17 protein-coding genes are annotated in these 18,038 nt (G+C 35.8%); 15 read left to right on the top strand and 2 right to left on the bottom strand.

Annotated elements, in window-relative coordinates; translation table 11 throughout:
• Positions 1-30 precede the first annotated feature (30 nt).
• Positions 31-945 carry an ArsR/SmtB family transcription factor gene (locus OTK01_RS08180; RefSeq protein ID WP_029228241.1) on the bottom strand — a complete coding sequence of 305 codons (915 nt, stop codon included), beginning with the start codon at positions 943-945 and terminating at the stop codon, positions 31-33.
• Between the two features lie 352 nt (positions 946-1,297).
• On the opposite strand from OTK01_RS08180, the gene OTK01_RS08175 reads away from it, so the two are divergent.
• The 7 genes from OTK01_RS08175 (at position 1,298) to melA (ending at position 12,106) form a co-directional block, all read left to right on the top strand.
• Positions 1,298-2,197 (top strand): carbohydrate ABC transporter permease, encoded by a 900-nt coding sequence (locus OTK01_RS08175; protein ID WP_029228242.1) that lies wholly within the window; start codon positions 1,298-1,300, stop codon positions 2,195-2,197.
• A gap of 21 nt (positions 2,198-2,218) precedes the next feature.
• Positions 2,219-3,853 carry an ABC transporter substrate-binding protein gene (locus OTK01_RS08170; RefSeq protein ID WP_029228243.1) on the top strand — a complete coding sequence of 545 codons (1,635 nt, stop codon included), beginning with the start codon at positions 2,219-2,221 and terminating at the stop codon, positions 3,851-3,853.
• A gap of 129 nt (positions 3,854-3,982) precedes the next feature.
• The gene (locus OTK01_RS08165) at positions 3,983-4,942 is read left to right on the top strand and encodes an ABC transporter permease (RefSeq protein WP_029228244.1); all 960 of its coding nucleotides are present in this window, start codon (positions 3,983-3,985) and stop codon (positions 4,940-4,942) included.
• A 29-nt stretch (positions 4,943-4,971) separates the two neighbouring features.
• Positions 4,972-7,494, top strand: coding sequence for an alpha-L-arabinofuranosidase C-terminal domain-containing protein (locus OTK01_RS08160; RefSeq protein ID WP_029228245.1), 2,523 nt, complete (start codon positions 4,972-4,974; stop codon positions 7,492-7,494).
• A 14-nt stretch (positions 7,495-7,508) separates the two neighbouring features.
• Positions 7,509-9,005 (top strand): arabinan endo-1,5-alpha-L-arabinosidase, encoded by a 1,497-nt coding sequence (locus OTK01_RS08155; protein ID WP_029228246.1) that lies wholly within the window; start codon positions 7,509-7,511, stop codon positions 9,003-9,005.
• Positions 9,006-9,120: 115 nt separating this feature from the next.
• A complete protein-coding gene (gene arfA / locus OTK01_RS08150; RefSeq protein ID WP_029228247.1) occupies positions 9,121-10,638 on the top strand; it encodes an arabinosylfuranosidase ArfA in 1,518 nt (505 codons plus the stop codon).
• 151 nt (positions 10,639-10,789) lie between these two features.
• A complete protein-coding gene (gene melA / locus OTK01_RS08145; protein WP_029228248.1) occupies positions 10,790-12,106 on the top strand; it encodes an alpha-glucosidase/alpha-galactosidase in 1,317 nt (438 codons plus the stop codon).
• A gap of 91 nt (positions 12,107-12,197) precedes the next feature.
• Here the strand turns inward: melA and OTK01_RS08140 are convergent, their stop codons facing one another.
• Positions 12,198-12,680: a GNAT family N-acetyltransferase gene (locus tag OTK01_RS08140; RefSeq protein WP_011917090.1), complete on the bottom strand. Its 483-nt coding sequence runs from the start codon at positions 12,678-12,680 to the stop codon at positions 12,198-12,200.
• Positions 12,681-12,838: 158 nt separating this feature from the next.
• Here OTK01_RS08140 and ruvC point away from each other — a divergent pair, with 158 nt between their 5' ends.
• From ruvC to obgE, 8 genes are all read left to right on the top strand, one after another.
• Complete coding sequence (gene ruvC, locus OTK01_RS08135) at positions 12,839-13,339, top strand: crossover junction endodeoxyribonuclease RuvC (RefSeq protein ID WP_029228249.1); 501 nt, start codon at positions 12,839-12,841, stop codon at positions 13,337-13,339.
• A complete protein-coding gene (ruvA, locus tag OTK01_RS08130) occupies positions 13,336-13,929 on the top strand; it encodes a Holliday junction branch migration protein RuvA (protein WP_029228250.1) in 594 nt (197 codons plus the stop codon). The genes ruvC and ruvA overlap by 4 nt, the downstream gene beginning before the upstream one ends.
• Positions 13,930-13,961: 32 nt before the next feature.
• Positions 13,962-14,978 carry a Holliday junction branch migration DNA helicase RuvB gene (gene ruvB, locus OTK01_RS08125; protein ID WP_013432411.1) on the top strand — a complete coding sequence of 339 codons (1,017 nt, stop codon included), beginning with the start codon at positions 13,962-13,964 and terminating at the stop codon, positions 14,976-14,978.
• Positions 14,975-15,511 (top strand): epoxyqueuosine reductase QueH, encoded by a 537-nt coding sequence (locus OTK01_RS08120; RefSeq protein ID WP_029228251.1) that lies wholly within the window; start codon positions 14,975-14,977, stop codon positions 15,509-15,511. Before ruvB ends, OTK01_RS08120 begins: the two co-directional genes overlap by 4 nt.
• 168 nt (positions 15,512-15,679) lie before the next feature.
• On the top strand, positions 15,680-15,991 hold the full coding sequence (gene rplU / locus OTK01_RS08115; protein ID WP_011917095.1) for a 50S ribosomal protein L21: 312 nt from the start codon (positions 15,680-15,682) through the stop codon (positions 15,989-15,991).
• 19 nt (positions 15,992-16,010) lie between these two features.
• Positions 16,011-16,352: a ribosomal-processing cysteine protease Prp gene (locus tag OTK01_RS08110; RefSeq protein WP_029228252.1), complete on the top strand. Its 342-nt coding sequence runs from the start codon at positions 16,011-16,013 to the stop codon at positions 16,350-16,352.
• A complete protein-coding gene (gene rpmA, locus OTK01_RS08105) occupies positions 16,336-16,635 on the top strand; it encodes a 50S ribosomal protein L27 (protein WP_013290701.1) in 300 nt (99 codons plus the stop codon). The genes OTK01_RS08110 and rpmA overlap by 17 nt, the downstream gene beginning before the upstream one ends.
• A 104-nt stretch (positions 16,636-16,739) precedes the next feature.
• Entirely contained in the window at positions 16,740-18,023 is a 1,284-nt protein-coding gene (obgE, locus tag OTK01_RS08100; RefSeq protein WP_029228253.1) for a GTPase ObgE, read from the top strand.
• Positions 18,024-18,038: the final 15 nt, after the last annotated feature.

Below are 18,038 nucleotides of genomic sequence, written 5' to 3'. Positions count from 1 at the left end.
CGAAAGAGGGGAACATTCCCCTCTTTTGTTTTATACTTCCTCATAAAATATTCGGAACTTTATATCCTGGTCATAGTTTCCAAAGTGCCTTCCAAATAGTGTAACTCCTCCAATGTTTTTTGCATGATCAGGCACAGCAACTCTGAACCTTATTTCATTTTTGGACTCTATGTCAATATCTTTTATGGTGACATTGGAAATTTTAAATCCGTCTATATATGTCCCATCTTCAGAAACAGAAAGAAGTTTTAAAAGCCCATATTGGTTCCAGTTAGGAAACCACCAATCAGGTGTAAAAATTCCTTTGACATCTCCACCAAAATCCCCTGGGCTTGTCCAGTAACCAAGTTCAACTCCATTTAAGTAAAAGTATATATCTGAAGGCCAGTTTTCACTAACACCTGGGGCTTCTGAAGAAATTTCAAATGAAATTTGAATTTCAACAGCTCTTTGATTTTGGCGCAGAAAATTAGGGATTATATATTCTACATAGCCCTTTGTAAACCAGATAATATCACAGTTAACATGTTCTGGATGAGCAAAGTATTTGGGGTCATCCACCTCTCCAATTAATTTGTCTTTTGTAGCAAGTCCGCAGGTTGGATAAACCTCAAAGATAGAGTAATTTCCCACTTTGATTTCGCACTCATATAATTTTTGAGGATGCTTTGTTACAATGTTAATAATTATCTTGTCTTCAACAAGACGGCAAATCTTTTGATTGCCATGTTTTCCTGCAGCTGCACTGATTGTAACAATCCCAGCAGCAATTAGCTTTTTCATGTGCTGAGTAACTGCGCCATTCGTAAGCCCAAGTTTTTGTGCAATTTCATTCATGTTCATTTCGCGATGCTTACTCAGGAGATTGATAATCTCTAATCTTGCATCAGATGCTAAAGCTTCAAAGAGAATTTTTGCTTCTTTGAGATTGTCTATTTGTTTCATGATTTTTATTCCACCCTTTTTTTATAGATTTGAACATTTTTATTTTAGCTGGTTTTAAAATAATTTGCAAGATAGAATATGAAGTATTTTCAGTTTTATTCAAATAAATTTTTAAAAAACTAAATATATTTGCTATTTAGTTACTTGTACATGTACAAGTTCTATAATTTTTTTTGAAATATGCTTGACAAAATTTAAAAAAGTTTATATAATGTAATTACAAAGTTGAAATTAAAATCAAATATTTTAGAAAATACTAAAACAAAATAAGGAGGTATAAAATGATATAAGGCAAAAAACACATAATACAAGAAGAGAATCTTAATTAAAAAGTAAGGAAGGTGGGATTAAAGTGAATTCCCATTCAATAAGACAAATTAGAAGCGACAAGATCTTTGATGTTTTCAATTATTGTATAATGCTATTAGTCTTAATAATAGTTGGATATCCGATGTATTTTGTTATAATAGCTTCATTTAGTGATCCTGACTTAGTGAACAGAGGAGAAGTGCTGTTTTGGCCTAAAGGGTTTACTCTTCTGGGATATCAAAGATTATTCCACTATCCACAAATTGTGACAGGATATAAAAATACAATTATTTATACTATTGTGGGTACAGTTGTTGGTGTTTTTTTAACATTATCAGCTGGGTATGCAATTTCGCGTCGAGACTTGTTCGGTAGAAGGTTTATAATTTTGATGTTTACATTTACTCTTTTCTTTAATGGGGGTTTGATTCCTACATATCTTTTAGTCAAAAGTCTTGGTTTGTTAGATACATTCTGGGTGATGATAATTCCAACTGCCGTATCAGTTTTTAACGTAATTATTGCAAAGTCATTTTATGAAGGCAGTTGGATTGATGAACTTATTGAAGCAGCTCGGATTGACGGATGTGGTGACTTAAGGTTTTTCTTCATGATTGCTCTTCCGCTATCAGTTCCTCTTATAGCAGTTATGACTTTATTTTATGCTGTTGGCAAATGGAATTCTTTCTTTGACGCTCTAATTTATTTAAAATCTCCAGAAAAGTATCCACTGCAGCTTGTTCTGAGAGACATTTTAATTTCTAATCAGGTAACGATGGGAGGTGCTATGCAAGATGTAAGTGATATAACACAGCGTCTCAAAACTGCACAACTTGTTAAATATTCTATAATGATTATTTCAAGTTTACCAATTTTGGTGTTTTATCCTTTTGTTCAAAAGTATTTTGTAAAGGGTATTATGTTGGGAGCTATTAAAGGTTAAAAAGAGGAGGAGGTTTAGGAAATGAGAAGGAAAAAGTTTTTAAAGAGATTATCATGGTGTGTAATTGTTTGCTTTGTTGTTTCTATAATTGCTGTCTCCACAATGATGCTTGTTAATGCATCGTCCAATTTCAACAAAACTGGCTTCCCGATAGTTAAAAACAAAGTAACGCTTACAATTTTAGTAAACAATTACAGTGCAGATATGCCCAAGGATTATAATGAGTACAATCAATTCAAAAGATTAGAGAAACTAACAAATGTGCATATTAAATGGATTATGCCAGGTAGCCAATTTGCTGAGAAAAAGAGCTTAATGTTAGCAAGCGGAGACTTACCAGATATTATATTTGGTTGCACGGATTTTGAGTTAGCGAAGTATGGTGGAATGGGTGTTTTTAAACCATTGGAAAAATTGATTGATCAATATACTACTAACCTAAAAAATATATTCAAAAAACATCCGGCAACGAAAGCATTAGTAACTGCACCTGACGGACACATATATACAACTCCTCGCGTAAATGAGGGTCCATGGATGTATCGAGAAGGGATGGGTGTTGGTGTTATTAACGTAAAATGGCTCAAAGATTTAGGGTTAAAAATGCCTACAAATATAGACGAGTTTGAAAAAGTAATGATTGCTTTCAAAACAAAAGATCCAAACAAGAATGGTAAAGCTGATGAAATCCCAATTACAGCAATAGGTGACCCCATGACTATGCATGGTTTAGGTTACTTAATGGATTCGTTTGGAATAAGTGCACGATGGTATTTCGCTGATGTAAGAAATGGAAAAGTTGTATTTTTAGGAACATTGCCAGAATACAAAGAGGCTATTAAATGGTTGAGCAAACTTTGGAAAGAGGGACTTATTGATAAAGAATGGTTTACCCAAGATTATGCTAAGAAAGCTTCAAAATTAAACGCTCAGCCTTATATTGTTGGATATGCTGATTTATGGGATATAAATGATGATTTTTCTACAAAAACTGCTCATGAATACTATGACTATATGCCGCCACTAAAAGGGCCAAATGGAAGAAAACCAGTTATGTATCACGCTGCATATCCAGGATATGATAGATGGGGTGCCGTAATAACAAGAGCTTGTAAGATGCCTGAAGTTGCGATTAGATACATTGACACGATGTATGATGAGAAGATGTCAGTTGAACTTATTGAGGGTGAATTTGGAGTAAGACTTAAGAAAAGTCCAGAAGGGTGGTACTATATTCCTGATCCACCAGCTGGTATGAATCAACAACAATGGCGTTGTAAAGTATCCCCTGCACACAGCGTTCCTTGGGCAGTTTTTGAAGATCCGGGTTATACAAAGATCTTGAGACTCACCTATACTGATCAGAAAGTTAACTTTATGAAGAAATATGTAGCACCATATGCAGATCCTGATCCATGGCCACCAGTATTCTATTCAGCAGATGAAGCTGACAAAATGAATCAGATTCAAACCAACTTGATTAATTACGCAAATAGAAAAGCTGCTGAATGGATAATGAAAGGTACAATCGATAAAGAATGGAATGCATATATTAAAGAACTAAATAAGATGAAATTGCAAGAATGGCTGAAAATAAATCAAGCCGCATATGAAAGATTTATGAAGAATCTTAAAGCATTCTCTTCTGGTAAATAATAAAGTAACAATTTACAGTGGTTAGATAATAATAGAGAGAGGCTGTCTTATCCAGTTTTGAGACAGCCTCTCTTAAGCAAATATGTACATTTTTTGCTTAGTCAGTTGATGAAGAGAGGGGAATACTAAATGTCTGATACAACCATTCCAACAAAAGGCGCTTTTGAAATAAAGCAAAAGAAAAAAAGAATTGCATTGAAAGAATTTAAAAATAGTTTGGGATTATATATTTTGCTGTTGCCAACTTTAATTTATGTAGTTGTCTTTCTATATATTCCTATGTATGGTGTAATTATTGCTTTTAAAGATTATAACCCTTTGATAGGGATAATTAAAAGTAAATGGGTTGGTTTAAAATATTTCTATGATTTTATTACTGCATATAATTTTGGTCAGTTGTTATTCAATACATTGACTCTAAGTGTTTATGGTTTTATTGTAGGTTTTCCTCTTACCATAGCATTTGCACTACTTTTGCATTATTTACCTAATAAACCACTTCAGAAAGTGGTGCAAAATGTTACATTTGCTCCTCATTTTATTTCGACAGTTGTAATGGTAGGAATTTTGCAAGTTTTTTTAACAGATCAAACTGGTATAGTAAATTTGCTTTTAAAAAAGATAGGACTTGAATCTATTAATTTTTTGGGTAGTGCTGCGCTTTTTAAACATGTTTATGTATGGTCAGATATTTGGCAGCATATAGGCTGGAATGCGATCATCTATTTGGCTGCCTTGACAAATGTAGACCCTGAGCTTCATGAGGCTGCAATAATTGATGGAGCAACAAAACTACAAAGAATTAGATATATTGATTTACCAGCAATAATGCCAACGGTAATTACTTTGCTATTACTTGGAATAGGAAATATTATGTCTGTTGGTTTTGAAAAGGCATACTTGATGCAGAACAATTTAAATATTGAATCTTCTGAAATTATTGCTACATATGTTTACAAACTTGGTTTAATGGGAGCTCAATGGAGTTTTTCAACTGCAGTAGGCTTATTCAATTCTGTTATTAATTTTGTATTGTTGATAAGTGCAAATATAATATCTAAGAAAACGTTGGGTCATGGGATATGGTAAAAATTCTCATGTGAGGTGCAAGATGAGCAATGAAATTAAGAAGAAATTTAATTTTTTTTGTTTTGATAATTTTTTTGATTTCTATTTTAGTAGGAGGATATTGGATGCAGCAAGAGAGCGTAGCATCTGAAAGATCATCAAGTAGTAATATTTTCCAGGAATCGATATCAATAGATGTAAACAAAAAAGGTATTGCTATTAGTCCAATGCTCTATGGTGCCTTTTTCGAAGATATAAACTCAGGTGCTGATGGAGGGCTTTATGCAGAACTTGTTCAAAATAGGTCATTTGAGTTTCCAGACGGTCTTCAAAGTTGGGATATAAGCGCAATAGGAAATGATAAAGTTGAGTTTTCTGTAGAGGACAAAGGTAGTATTAGCAGTAAAAATCCACATTATCTTCGAGTGCAGGTAAATAAAATTGACAAAGGCGTAAAAATAGTTAACTATGGTTACAATGGTATAACTATTAAATCAGGAGAATCCTATAGGTTATCTTTATATGCAAGAACTCCAAATAACAAAATCAATACCATTATAGCAACCATTGAAGATGACAATGGAAAGATAGGGGCAAAGGTTGAAGTAAAGGGAATCACAAATGCTTGGAAACAATATGAGCTGACCTTTAAAGCGGCTAATACAATTTCAGATGGTCAACTTGTGATAAAAGTAGCTAAAGAAGGAATATTAGATTTGGACATGGTATCTCTATTTCCTCAGAAAACATGGAAGAATAGAAAAAATGGATTAAGATATGATATCGCAAAGCTTATTGCAGATTTGAAGCCAGCTTTTTTAAGATTCCCCGGTGGTTGCATAGTAGAAGGAAGGACAATGGCAACCGCATATAGGTGGAAGAATACTATAGGGGATATTTCAGAGCGTCCGACAATAGAAAACTTATGGGGATACTATCAGTCGTTTGGTTTAGGATTTTATGAATATTTTCAGTTTTGTGAGGATATAGGTGCAGAACCTGTGCCAGTTATAAACTGCGGTATGGCTTGTCAAGCAAGAAATGGTGATATGGTAGATATAAATAGACTGGATGAGTACATTCAGGATGCTTTAGATTTAATCGAGTTTGCAAATGGGGATGTAAAAACAAAATGGGGTTCTGTGAGAGCAAAGTTAGGGCATCCAAAACCATTTAACTTGAAATTCATAGCCATAGGAAATGAACAATGGGGGACAGATTATTATATCAGATATGAAAAGTTCTATGATGCAATTAAAAAGAAATATCCTAACATAAAGGTAATTTTTGCAGCTGGACCTGCTCCAAGTGGAAAGATATTTGATGATGCATGGGCATGGGCTAAAATGACGAAGAAGGCAGATATAATTGATGAGCATTATTACATGGCACCCGAATGGTTTTTGATGAATACGGACAGATACTCAACATATGACAGAAAAGGCCCAAAGGTATTTGTGGGGGAATATGCTGCGCATGGACTTGGGAGGAGAAATAATTTAGAAGCTGCACTTGCAGAAGCTGCTTATTTATTGGGTTTAGAGAAAAATTCAGATGTTGTATTGATGGCATCTTACGCCCCACTTTTAGCAAAACAATATGCAACACAATGGGAACCAACTCTTATTAAGTTTAATAATGAAATGGCTTATGCAACACCAAATTATTATGTTCAAAAAATTTTCAATGAAAATAAGGGAAAATATATATTACCAATTACTCTCAAAACCACATCATCTAATAAATCAGCAAATATTACTGGCATGGTCGGGCTTGGTACATGGATTACAGAAGCCGAGTTTAAAGACTTTAAGGTTATAGACAATAAAACTAAAAGAACGCTTTTTGTTGATAATTTTAAAGACTCATATGGCAAATGGCAAATCATAAGAGGAATGTGGAATATAGAAAATGGGATATTTTCACAGACAAGTAATGCTGAAAACTGCTACGCTGTTGCTGGAGATTCAAATTGGAGTAATTATACCATTCAAGTTAAGGCAAGAAAAGTAAGCGGTAATGAAGGATTCTTGATTATATTCGGATTAAAGGATTCAAACAATTATTATTGGTGGAACATTGGAGGATGGGGAAATACAACAACAGCCATTGAAAGATGTGTAAATGGTACAAAGTATATTGTTGGAAAATCAGCAAATGTTACAGTTATGCCCAACAAATGGTATGATATCAAAATTGAATTGAATGGTAATAGAATTAAATGCTATCTTGATGGGAAATTGATTCATGATGTAGTTGACAACATGATTATCAAAGACATTTATGCAAATGCCTCAATAGATTCAAACAATGACATTATAATAAAAGTGGTCAATATATCTTCCTCAAATAGAAAAGTTAGAATTAATCTAAATGGGATTGCTCAAGACAAGATTAATCCAGAAGGTACAGCAATAGTACTAACATCCTCTAATTTGGAAGATGAAAATAGCTTTGAGCAACCAAATTTAATAACTCCCAAGACAAAGAAAATAAAGGGAATAAGTAATAGTTTTGACTATACTTTTGATAAATATTCGGTTACAGTTTTAAGAATTAAGACGAAAAAGTGATGGAGAGGATTAAAATGAGTGTGGGAAATAAAAATTTGATTTTAAAAGGTGGACTTTTAATTCTTCTTTGTGTAATAGTTGTTTTAGTAAATGTATTAGTCTTTGCCTCAGCAGGTAAAAAAGATATTAGCGTTTCATCAACCAAGAATATTAAAGTAACTTACCCCAAAGCACCTCCAAAAATAACCTTATATGATCTGTCAATTATAAACGATGAAAAGAAGTGGACGGTCAACAATGTTCATGACCCTGCAATTATCAAAGCTGATAACGGATGGTACTATATATACTCTACTGATGTAAAAGTTGGTGGTGTGCCAAAACCAGGAATACAAATTCGAAAATCAAAAGATTTGATTAACTGGCAGTTTGTTGGATATGTATTCAATGGAAAAGATTATGTTTATGGTGGTATTCCAAAAGGCGCTTATGAATGGACCCAGGCAACAAATCTTTGGGCTCCAGATATAAAAAAGATGAATGGAAAATACTACCTTTATTATGCTGCGTCTCAATTTGGAAAGAATCAATCGTATATTGGTTTAGCCACAGCTACAAATCCAGAAGGGCCATGGAAAGACGAAGGTGAGGTTATAAAAACAAAACAGGGAGATGTTGTCAACGCAATTGACCCGTGCCTTACATTTGATGCAAATGGTCAGCCCTGGCTCGTGTATGGTTCTTTCTTTGGGGGAATATATATAATCAAAATTGATAAAAAAACAGGCAAGCCCGCTGAAAAAGGGTTTGGTAAGTTAATTGCAAGAAGAGATATGAGTGTTCAAGATGCAATCGAAGGACCGTATATCATTTACAATCCAAAATTTAAAAAATATTATCTTTTTGTCTCATATGATTCGCTGTTTAACGATTACAATGTTCGTGTAGGAAGGTCAGACAAAATTACTGGACCTTATGTGGATTACAATGGCAAACTTATGACTGATATTGAATCTCCCCCTTCTGAAGTTGGAACTAAGATTTTGGGCGGTTATCATTTCGAAAATGATGATGGTTGGATTGCACCAGGACACAACTCTGTACTGATAGATGGGAATGATTATTATATAATCCATCATGCAAGAGGAGCTTTGGATAAAAACTGGCCTTATCTACATGTGCGAAAAATCCTGTGGACAGATGATGGATGGCCTGTTGTATCACCTGAGAGGTATGCAGGTGAAAAAGAACAGGTTCTGTCTAAAGACCTGGTTGTTGGCAGTTGGGAAAGGATAGTGCTTGACCCGTATGATTATCTCCAGTCAGAGCCAGTAAAAATTACTCTTCTTAAGAGTGGAAAGATAAATTCTGAAAATAGTAGTGACTTTTGGACATTTGTTTCACCAAATACGATAAAACTAAACTGGTGCAAAGATAAAACCAAAAAGGTTTATGAAGTTGAAACTGTCAAGGTCATCCCTGCATGGGATTGGGAGAACTGGAAGCCCACCTTGGTCTTCACTGGTCTTAGCAACAAAGGAATTGCGGTTTGGGGGAAAAAAGTAAAATAAAGAGCTTGTAAAGAGTCATACAAGTTTAAAAATTTGCGGGGTATGACTCTTTGAAAATAAATATCGAACAATAATTTAAAATCATTACTAACTTTGAGGGAGGATGAAAAGAAACATGAAAAAAGCAAAAGTCATCTACGATAAGGAGTTTGTGATTGGGCAAGTAGACAAGAGAATCTATGGTTCATTTTTGGAACACATGGGAAGAGCAATATACACAGGAATCTATGAACCAGACCATCCACAGGCTGATGAAATGGGGTTTAGAAAGGATGTTTTAGAACTTGTTCGGCAGTTGAATGTTCCTATTGTAAGATATCCTGGCGGCAATTTTGTGTCGGGGTATAACTGGGAAGATGGTATTGGTCCAAAAGAAAAAAGACCGCGAAGACTTGAGCTTGCGTGGAGAGCCATCGAGACAAATGAGGTTGGTGTAAACGAATTTGTTGAATGGGCAAAAAGAGCAAACACCTCTGTTATGATGACAGTAAACCTTGGCACACGTGGAATTGACGCTGCAAGAAACTTAGTTGAGTATTGCAACTTCCCAGGCGGCACATACTACAGTGATTTGAGACGTCAGCATGGTTATGAACAGCCACACAACATAAAAGTATGGTGTCTTGGGAACGAGATGGATGGTGACTGGCAGATAGGTCACAAAACAGCCCATGAGTATGGCAGAATTGCAAGAGAGACAGCAAAGGTTATGAAGTGGATAGATCCCACTATAGAGCTTGTTGCAGCGGGAAGCTCAGGTCCCAAAATGCCAACATTTCCTGAGTGGGAAGCAATTGTTTTAGACCACACATATGACCTTGTAGATTATGTGTCGCTACATGTGTACTATGGAAATCCTGAAAAGGACACAAAGAACTTTGTTGCAAAATCGCTTGAAATGGAAGAGTTTATTAAAACAGTTATATCAACAATTGACTATGTAAAGGCTAAAAAGAGAAGCAAAAAGGTTGTCAATATCTCATTTGACGAATGGAATGTATGGTACCATGCTCATCTTGAGGGAAAAGACCAAAAAGCAGAGCCTTGGGCTCAAATTCGTGCTATTGCTGAAGAAGATTATGTGTTCGAGGATGCAATTTTGGTGGGATGTATGCTGATTGCGCTTTTGAAACACTGTGATAGAGTCAAGATGGCGTGCATGGCACAGCTTGTAAATGTAATTGCCCCAATTACCACTGTAAAGGGTGGAATTGCTTACAGACAGGTAATCTATTATCCTTTCATGCATGCTGCAAACTTTGGACATGGAGTTGCACTGCTTCCCAAGGTAAATTCTCCTAAATATGATTCAAAAGACTTTACTGATGTTCCATACATTGAAACAGTTGCAACTTACAATGAGGAAAAGGGTGAAATAACAGTCTTTGCAGTCAACAGAGATTTAGAAGAGGAGATGCAAGTCGAATTTAAGCTTGATGGTTTTGAAGGCTTTGAGGTTGTGGAGCACATTGTATATGAAAGTGATGATATTTACAAAGGAAACACTGCAGAAAATCCTGACAATGTTGTGCCCCACAAAGGTGGAAATTCAAAGATAGAAGGCAATATTTTAACATCCATATTGCCCAAATTCTCATGGAATGTAATCAGGTTAAAGAAGAAAGAAAATTAATTGTATTCACCTTATGAGCAAGACAGCTTCTTGAAAAGTGCTAAATTGAGAAGCTGTCTTGTTTGTTTTATAAAATCTAAATTATTAGATTTAAATACAGCGGCCGAAAGGTTAAAATAAAAGATATATTCATATGGAAGGAGATGAGGGTATGCTCAAAATAGCTATCATAGGGGCGGGAAGTGGAGTTTTCACAAGGAACTTGGTAAGAGACATTTTGTCGTATCCAGAGCTAAGAGACTCTACAATAGCGCTTATGGACATTGACAGTATAAGGCTTGAATTTATGAGAAAAGCTCTGCAAAAACTCATTGACCAGGAGAAGTATTCTACCCGGCTTGAAGCCACAACTGATAGAAAAGAGGCTTTAAAAGGTGCAAAATATGTGATTGTCACAATACAAGTCGGAGGTTTAAAACCTTACGAATATGACATTTACATTCCTCTAAAATACGGTGTAAAACAGGCAGTTGGTGATACAATAGGTCCAGGTGGAGTTTTTAGGGCTCTTAGAACAATACCGGTTTTGCTTGACATTGCAAAGGACATGGAAGAGCTTTGTCCAGATGCTCTTCTTCTTAACTATGTAAATCCAATGGCAATGAATTGCTGGGCGTTGAATAAAGCTACGAACATAAAAAATGTAGGGCTTTGTCATAGTGTTCAAGGAACTGCTGAATTTTTAGCAAAAATTATTGGGGCAAAAATGGAAGAAATTTCATACTTATGCGCAGGTATAAACCATATGGCATGGTTTTTAAAATTTGAGTGGAATGGGAAAGATGCATATCCTCTTATAAGGGAAAAAGCAAATGACCCTGAAATCTATACACAGGATGTTACAAAATTCGAGATACTAAAACATTTTGGATATTATGTAACAGAGTCAAGTTTTCACATGTCTGAATATGTTCCCTATTTTAGAAAGAGCGACGATTGGATAAATAAAATACATAGAACACATTCATGGCATAAAGAACATTACAATGGCATGTATCTGCACTGCTGTTTAGATGCTGCGAAAACTTTGCTTGAAGACCTGAAGAAAATGGCAGAGGCAGACTACATCGACCCCAAGAGAAGTAACGAATACTGTGCAACTATCATCCATTCCATAGAGACAAACAGTCCGAGTGTAATAAATGGTAATGTTGAAAACAAAGGTTTGATAACAAATTTACCTGAAGGATGCTGCGTTGAAGTGCCATGTCTGGTTGACAAAAATGGTATTCAGCCAACTTATGTTGGGAATCTACCACCACAGCTTGCAGCTTTGAACAGGACAAATATAAACGTTCAAGAGCTTGCCGTAATTGCTGCTTTGACAGGTGATAGGGAAGCAGTTTATCATGCAATTATGATGGACCCTCTCACAAGTGCTGTTTTGGATTTAGACCAAATACGCCAGATGGTAGATGAGATGTTTGAAACTGTAAAAGAATGGCTGCCAGAAAAGTTTTATAGGTAATTTTGATTAAGATAGAAATTAAAATCAAAAAGGGCTTTGCACGCACAAGAAGCTCAAAATTCCCATGTTACAATGAGCTTTGCAAAGCCCTTTAGTTTTCTTCATCATATTCTTTACACAAAAGTGCTCTAATATACCCATTTTCATTTGATGTTGATACAATGTAAAAGCCTCTTGCATAATAAAATCGAACAAGGTCGCGAACTTTTGACGCTGTGTGAAGATAAACCTTTTTGACCCCAAGTTCTTTTAATCTTTCATCCACAACCTTCATAAGAGCTTTTCCAACACCGTTATTTTGATAGTTGAGTCTTACTCCAAATCTACTTATATACGCCGTCTTGTCAGGAAATATCTCCACTCTAATAGTGCCCACAATTATTCCATCCATAAAAGCAACATAAACCTCTTTTGTGTCAATATCCCTTTTTATATCCTCTTCTGTTTCGTTTACAGCTGCATTTTTGGCAGGGTCAATACCTGCAAGCTCACAATACTTTGTAAACGCCTCTTTTGTTATCTCTTTTATAGCCTTTACATCATCATAAGTTGCTCTTCGAACAACAAATTCCATTATCCTTTCCTCCTTCAATGCATAATTATAAATTAAAAAGAATAAAAATGCAAGCATATATTATGTGGATAAAAAAATTAAATTGTGCTAAAATGAATAAAGAATCAATGTTTGTATGGTTTAAAAATTCGAAATACAAAGAAAGGACTTGAGAGAAGTTGCGAGTGCTTGGTATTGACCCTGGAATTGCGCTGACTGGTTATGGAATTGTAGAGTCTAAAAATGGTTCAGAGTTTAAGGTAATCGACTATGGCAGAATAGAAACTTCAAGCAGCCTTAAAAAGTCGATGAGATTTTTACATCTTTATACTGAGCTTTGTAGCATAATTTCGCTGTACCAGCCTGATGTTGTTGCAATTGAAGAGCTTTTTTTCAACAAAAACTCAAAAACTGCTATCACAATTGGTGAGGCAAGAGGTGTGATTATTCTCACATGTATTCAAAATAACCTGAGCATTTACGAATATACCCCCCTGCAAGTTAAACAATCCATAACTGGATATGGTAGAGCAGATAAAACTCAAATACAAAAAATGGTAAAAAGCTTGCTGAGTCTTCCTGAGATTCCCAAACCAGATGATGTTGCGGATGCTTTGGCTGTTGCAATGTGTCATATACTGTCAAGCTCTTCGGTACTTTATCAGGAGGATGAAGTATGATAGATTCTATTGTGGGAATAATTCAAGAGGTATTTAGTAACTATGTTATCTTCAATTATAACAATATATACATAAAAATATTTTGCAATGGCACAAAATTCTCTGAATTTTTAGGCAAAGAAAAGAAAGTGTATGTTAGCCTAAAGTTTAACGAAAACTTATCAGAGCTTGAATGTTATGGTTTTTTGACAAGAGAGGAAAGAGAGCTTTTTTTAAAGCTTCAAAAGGTAACCGGTGTTGGCAGCAAATTAGCTCTTCAGATTCTTTCTTCAATAGACTTTCAAGAACTTATTGTTGAGATTGCAAAGGGAAATGTGGCAAGACTTGAGAAGGTAAAAGGAATTGGGAAAAAAACTGCAAGTAGGATAATTCTTGAGCTCAAAGAGACACTCAAAAAAGAGTTCAAAGTGGCTGCCACTACAGGTAAAGAAGAAAAAGCTTACGAAAAACTTGAAGAAATATCTTTAGCACTTTTATCCTTGGGGTATGACATTGATGAAGTCAACCAGGTTCTTTCATCCGAAGATTTTTCTGAACTTTCTTTGGAAGATGGAATAAAACTTGCTTTGAAAAAGTTATCAAAGATTTGAGAAAAAATAAATCCAAAGAGGAATGAAATAAAATGGAGAGATTACTGGATAATAAGTTTTCTGTTGAGGATGTTCATGAGGAGTCATTAAGGCCAAAGACACTTGAAGATTATATTGGCCAGCAAAAAGTGAAAGAAAAAATAAAAATTTTTATTGAAGCTGCCAAAAAAAGAAAAGAACCGCTTGACCACGTACTCTTGTATGGTCCACCCGGTCTTGGAAAAACAACATTGGCAAACATCATTGCAAATGAGATGGGAGTTGATATAAAAGTAACATCTGGCCCTGCAATAGAAAGAGCAGGCGACCTTGTTGCTATTCTTACAAATATTGGTGAAAATAATATTCTATTCATTGATGAAATTCACAGATTAAACAGGACAATCGAAGAGGTTTTATATCCCGCAATGGAAGACAAAAAGGTTGACATTGTGATTGGCAAAGGTCCGTCCGCGAAGACCATAAGATTGACTTTGCCACCTTTTACACTCATTGGAGCAACAACAAGGGCAGGTCTTTTATCATCGCCGCTGAGAGACAGGTTTGGAATAATAGAAAGGCTTGACTACTACACAGTTGAAGAGCTGAGCCAAATTGTTATGAGGTCTGCCAGCATTTTAAAGTGCGATATAGAAAAGGAAGCATGCATAGAGATTGCAAAGCGCTCAAGAGGAACTCCAAGAGTTGCAAACAGGCTACTTAGAAGACTTAGAGATTATGCTATGGTAAAGCACACAGGAAGTATAACATATGAAGTTGCAAAAAGTGGTCTTGAGATGTTTGAGGTGGACGAATATGGACTTGACCTTGTTGACAGAAACATTTTAGAAGCGATAGTTTACAAGTTTGGCGGAGGACCTGTTGGACTTTCTACAATTGCAGCTGCCATTGGCGAAGATGAAGGGACAATTGAAGATATTTACGAACCTTATTTGATTCAGGAAGGTTTTTTAGTAAAAACTGCGCGAGGAAGAGTTGCAACTCAAAAAGCCATAAATCACATAGCAAAGATAAAGTTTAGGGTCAAAGAGAGCGGTGATAAAAGATGAGATTACTTATGCACACATGTTGTGGTCCTTGCAGTGTGTATCCTTTGGAAAAGCTAAGTGAAGAAGGGCATGAAGTTTTTGGGCTTTTTTTCAATCCAAACATTCATCCTTATACAGAGTTTAAAAACAGATTAGATTCAGCAAAGCTTTTTTATGACCTGCGGGGTAAAAAACTTATTGTGATAGAAGAGTACCCTTTGGAAGAGTTTTTGCGAAACTGTGCTTTTAGAGAAAATGCAAGGTGTATTTATTGTTATTCTGTAAGGTTAGAAAGAACTGCTTCAGTTGCTAAAAAAAGTGGGTTTGATGCCTTTACAACCTCTCTTTTGGTAAGTCCTTATCAAAAGCATGAGCTTATAAAAGAACTTGGAGAAGCAATTTCAAAAAAATATGAAATTGAATTTTATTATAGAGATTTCAGGGAAGGATTTAGAGAAGGAAGGCAAAAAGCAAGAGAAATAGGACTTTATATGCAAAAGTATTGCGGCTGCATTTACAGTGAAAAAGAGAGGTTTTACAAAGAAACAAAATGATAAAGACACAAAGGGTTTTGAGGAAAATTTGCTATTGTAATGGGCAATATTCAATGCTATAATATTGAATGTTGTTTTGTGAGCGCTCGCAAAGGGCAAATTGCTCCCGTAGCGGCGTGCAGGCAGAATTTGAAAAATTTCTTAAAAGCAGGAGGTATGGAAAAGAAGATGTATGCAATAATTGAAACAGGTGGAAAGCAATATAAGGTGCAGGAAGGCGATGTTTTAAAGGTTGAAAAATTAAAAGCTGATGTTGATTCTGTAGTAAAGATTGACAAGGTGTTGGCAATTTCGTCTGACGACGGTTTTGTTGTTGGAAAGCCATATGTAGATGGCGCATATGTTGAAGCGAAGGTTTTGGAACATGCAAAAGACAAAAAAATCATAGTATTTACTTACAAATCAAAAACAGGTTACCACAGAAAGCTTGGACATCGCCAGTGGTATACAAAGATTCAGATAACAAAAATAGCAAAATAAGCAAATTAAATTATTAACCATGATTGAAGCTACTTTTTTAAAATCACAAAAGAAAGGGTATTATAAAATAGTTGTCAAAGGGCACAGCCATTTTGCCCCAAAAGGTAAAGACATAGTGTGCAGTGCAGTCTCTTCAATAGTACTTGCAAACGTAAATGGCTGTATAGAGATATTGAAAGCTGAGCACTTTTTAGAACAAAAAGAAGGCTATTTGGAATTTGAAGTGCTAAATAACAATGAAGAAGTAACAAAAGGCTGTTCGCTTCTTCTTCAAACAGCATATTTAGCGTTAAAAGAGTTAGAATCTCAGTATCCCAAATATGTTAAAGTGGAGGTGAAAGAAGATGAAGCTAATATTTGACATTCAGCTTTTTGCACACAAGAAAGCTGGTGGTTCAACAAGAAACGGAAGAGACAGCGAGTCAAAGAGACTTGGTGTTAAAAGGTCAGATGGTCAGTTTGTTTTGGCAGGAAACATCTTGGTAAGACAGAGAGGAACTAAATTCCACCCAGGCAAAAATGTCGGTCGTGGTGGAGATGACACCCTCTTTGCTTTGGTTACAGGGTATGTAAAGTTTGAAAACAAGAGAGGAAGAAAAGTTGTGTCTGTTATTCCAGCTGAAGAGATGGTTGCTGTTCAATAAAAATCTATGATGGTTTAACGCTTTTCAAAAAGAGGCAAACTGACAAAAGAGGTTTGTCTCTTTTTTTGTATCTTTTAGTTGTTCTTAAAAGAGGTGAGATTTTCATGTTTGTGGACATAGCAAAGATTTATGTCAAAGCAGGGGACGGTGGAGATGGCATAGTTGCATTCAGGCGTGAAAAGTACGTTCCAGCAGGTGGTCCTGCAGGTGGCGATGGCGGGAAAGGCGGAGATGTTATATTTGTTGCTGACAGAGAGCTGAACACCTTGCTTGATTTTAAATACAAAAGACATTACAAGGCACAAAATGGTGAGCGTGGCGGACCTAACAATATGCACGGCAAAGACGGTGAGGATTTGATAATAAAGGTTCCTGTTGGAACTGTAATAAAAGATGCTGAAACTGGTGAGATAATTGCTGACCTGTCAAGAGAAGGCGACAGAGCAATTGTTGCGCACGGTGGACGAGGTGGTAGAGGCAACGCCCACTTTGCAACATCAACCCGTCAAGTGCCAAGATTTGCTGAAGTGGGGGAAAAAGGTGATGAACTTTGGGTGATATTGGAGCTCAAAGTTTTAGCAGATGTTGGGCTCATCGGCTATCCAAATGTTGGGAAGTCAACCTTCTTATCCGTTGCAACAAACGCAAGACCTGAGATAGCAAACTATCCATTTACAACAAAGTATCCAAACCTTGGAATTGTATATATCAGCGAGGGTGAGAGTTTTGTATTAGCAGACATACCAGGGCTTATTGAAGGGGCAAGTGAAGGAGCTGGTTTGGGACATCAGTTTTTGCGACATGTTGAAAGAACAAAGGTTTTGATTCATATTGTTGATGTGTCGGGAAGTGAAGGAAGAGAGCCTGTTGAGGATTTTATAAAAATCAATGAGGAGCTTAAAAAATACAGTCCAGAGCTTGCCCAAAAACCGCAGATTGTTGCAGCAAACAAGATGGACCTTCCTGATGCCCAGGCGTATTTTGAACTTTTCAAAGAAGAAATTGAAAAGATGGGGTATGAAGTGTATCCTGTCTCTGCTGCAACTGGTATGGGTGTAAGAGAGGTTTTAAAAAGGGCTTATGAACTTTTGAAGCAGCAAAAAGCAGCCGAAAATGTCGAAGAGGATACAAAGCCACGGACTTTTGTGTACTACAAGAAAAAGGATGTAAAGCCATTGACTATCAGAAAAGAAAATGGTGTATATATTGTAGAAGGAACAGTTGTGGAGAAGGTTGCAAGAAACATAGTTTTAAATGACCATGACTCATTCAGGTATTTTCAAAATTTCTTAAACAAGCTTGGGGTCTTTGACAAGCTAAGAGAAATGGGAATCCAGGATGGCGACATTGTGAGGATACTTGATGTTGAGTTTGAATATTATGAATAAGTTTTAGATTTATCA

It is taken from the genome of Caldicellulosiruptor acetigenus, from assembly GCF_026914305.1.
Taxonomy (GTDB): Bacteria; Bacillota; Thermoanaerobacteria; order Caldicellulosiruptorales; family Caldicellulosiruptoraceae; genus Caldicellulosiruptor; species Caldicellulosiruptor acetigenus.
The sequence above is the reverse complement of the archived record's forward strand: the minus strand, read 5'-3'. Positions and strand labels throughout refer to the sequence as shown.

Bases quoted from the DNA above. Each gene is read 5' to 3' on its own strand.
- OTK01_RS08180 (WP_029228241.1), bottom strand. From the start codon at position 945: ATGAAACAAATAGACAATCTCAAAGAAGCAAAAATTCTCTTTGAAGCT.
- OTK01_RS08170 (WP_029228243.1), top strand. From the start codon at position 2,219: ATGAGAAGGAAAAAGTTTTTAAAGAGATTATCATGGTGTGTAATTGTT.
- OTK01_RS08165 (WP_029228244.1), top strand. From the start codon at position 3,983: ATGTCTGATACAACCATTCCAACAAAAGGCGCTTTTGAAATAAAGCAA.
- OTK01_RS08160 (WP_029228245.1), top strand. From the start codon at position 4,972: ATGAAATTAAGAAGAAATTTAATTTTTTTTGTTTTGATAATTTTTTTG.
- OTK01_RS08155 (WP_029228246.1), top strand. From the start codon at position 7,509: ATGAGTGTGGGAAATAAAAATTTGATTTTAAAAGGTGGACTTTTAATT.
- arfA (WP_029228247.1), top strand. From the start codon at position 9,121: ATGAAAAAAGCAAAAGTCATCTACGATAAGGAGTTTGTGATTGGGCAA.
- melA (WP_029228248.1), top strand. From the start codon at position 10,790: ATGCTCAAAATAGCTATCATAGGGGCGGGAAGTGGAGTTTTCACAAGG.
- OTK01_RS08140 (WP_011917090.1), bottom strand. From the start codon at position 12,680: ATGGAATTTGTTGTTCGAAGAGCAACTTATGATGATGTAAAGGCTATA.
- ruvA (WP_029228250.1), top strand. From the start codon at position 13,336: ATGATAGATTCTATTGTGGGAATAATTCAAGAGGTATTTAGTAACTAT.
- ruvB (WP_013432411.1), top strand. From the start codon at position 13,962: ATGGAGAGATTACTGGATAATAAGTTTTCTGTTGAGGATGTTCATGAG.
- OTK01_RS08120 (WP_029228251.1), top strand. From the start codon at position 14,975: ATGAGATTACTTATGCACACATGTTGTGGTCCTTGCAGTGTGTATCCT.
- rplU (WP_011917095.1), top strand. From the start codon at position 15,680: ATGTATGCAATAATTGAAACAGGTGGAAAGCAATATAAGGTGCAGGAA.
- OTK01_RS08110 (WP_029228252.1), top strand. From the start codon at position 16,011: ATGATTGAAGCTACTTTTTTAAAATCACAAAAGAAAGGGTATTATAAA.
- rpmA (WP_013290701.1), top strand. From the start codon at position 16,336: ATGAAGCTAATATTTGACATTCAGCTTTTTGCACACAAGAAAGCTGGT.
- obgE (WP_029228253.1), top strand. From the start codon at position 16,740: ATGTTTGTGGACATAGCAAAGATTTATGTCAAAGCAGGGGACGGTGGA.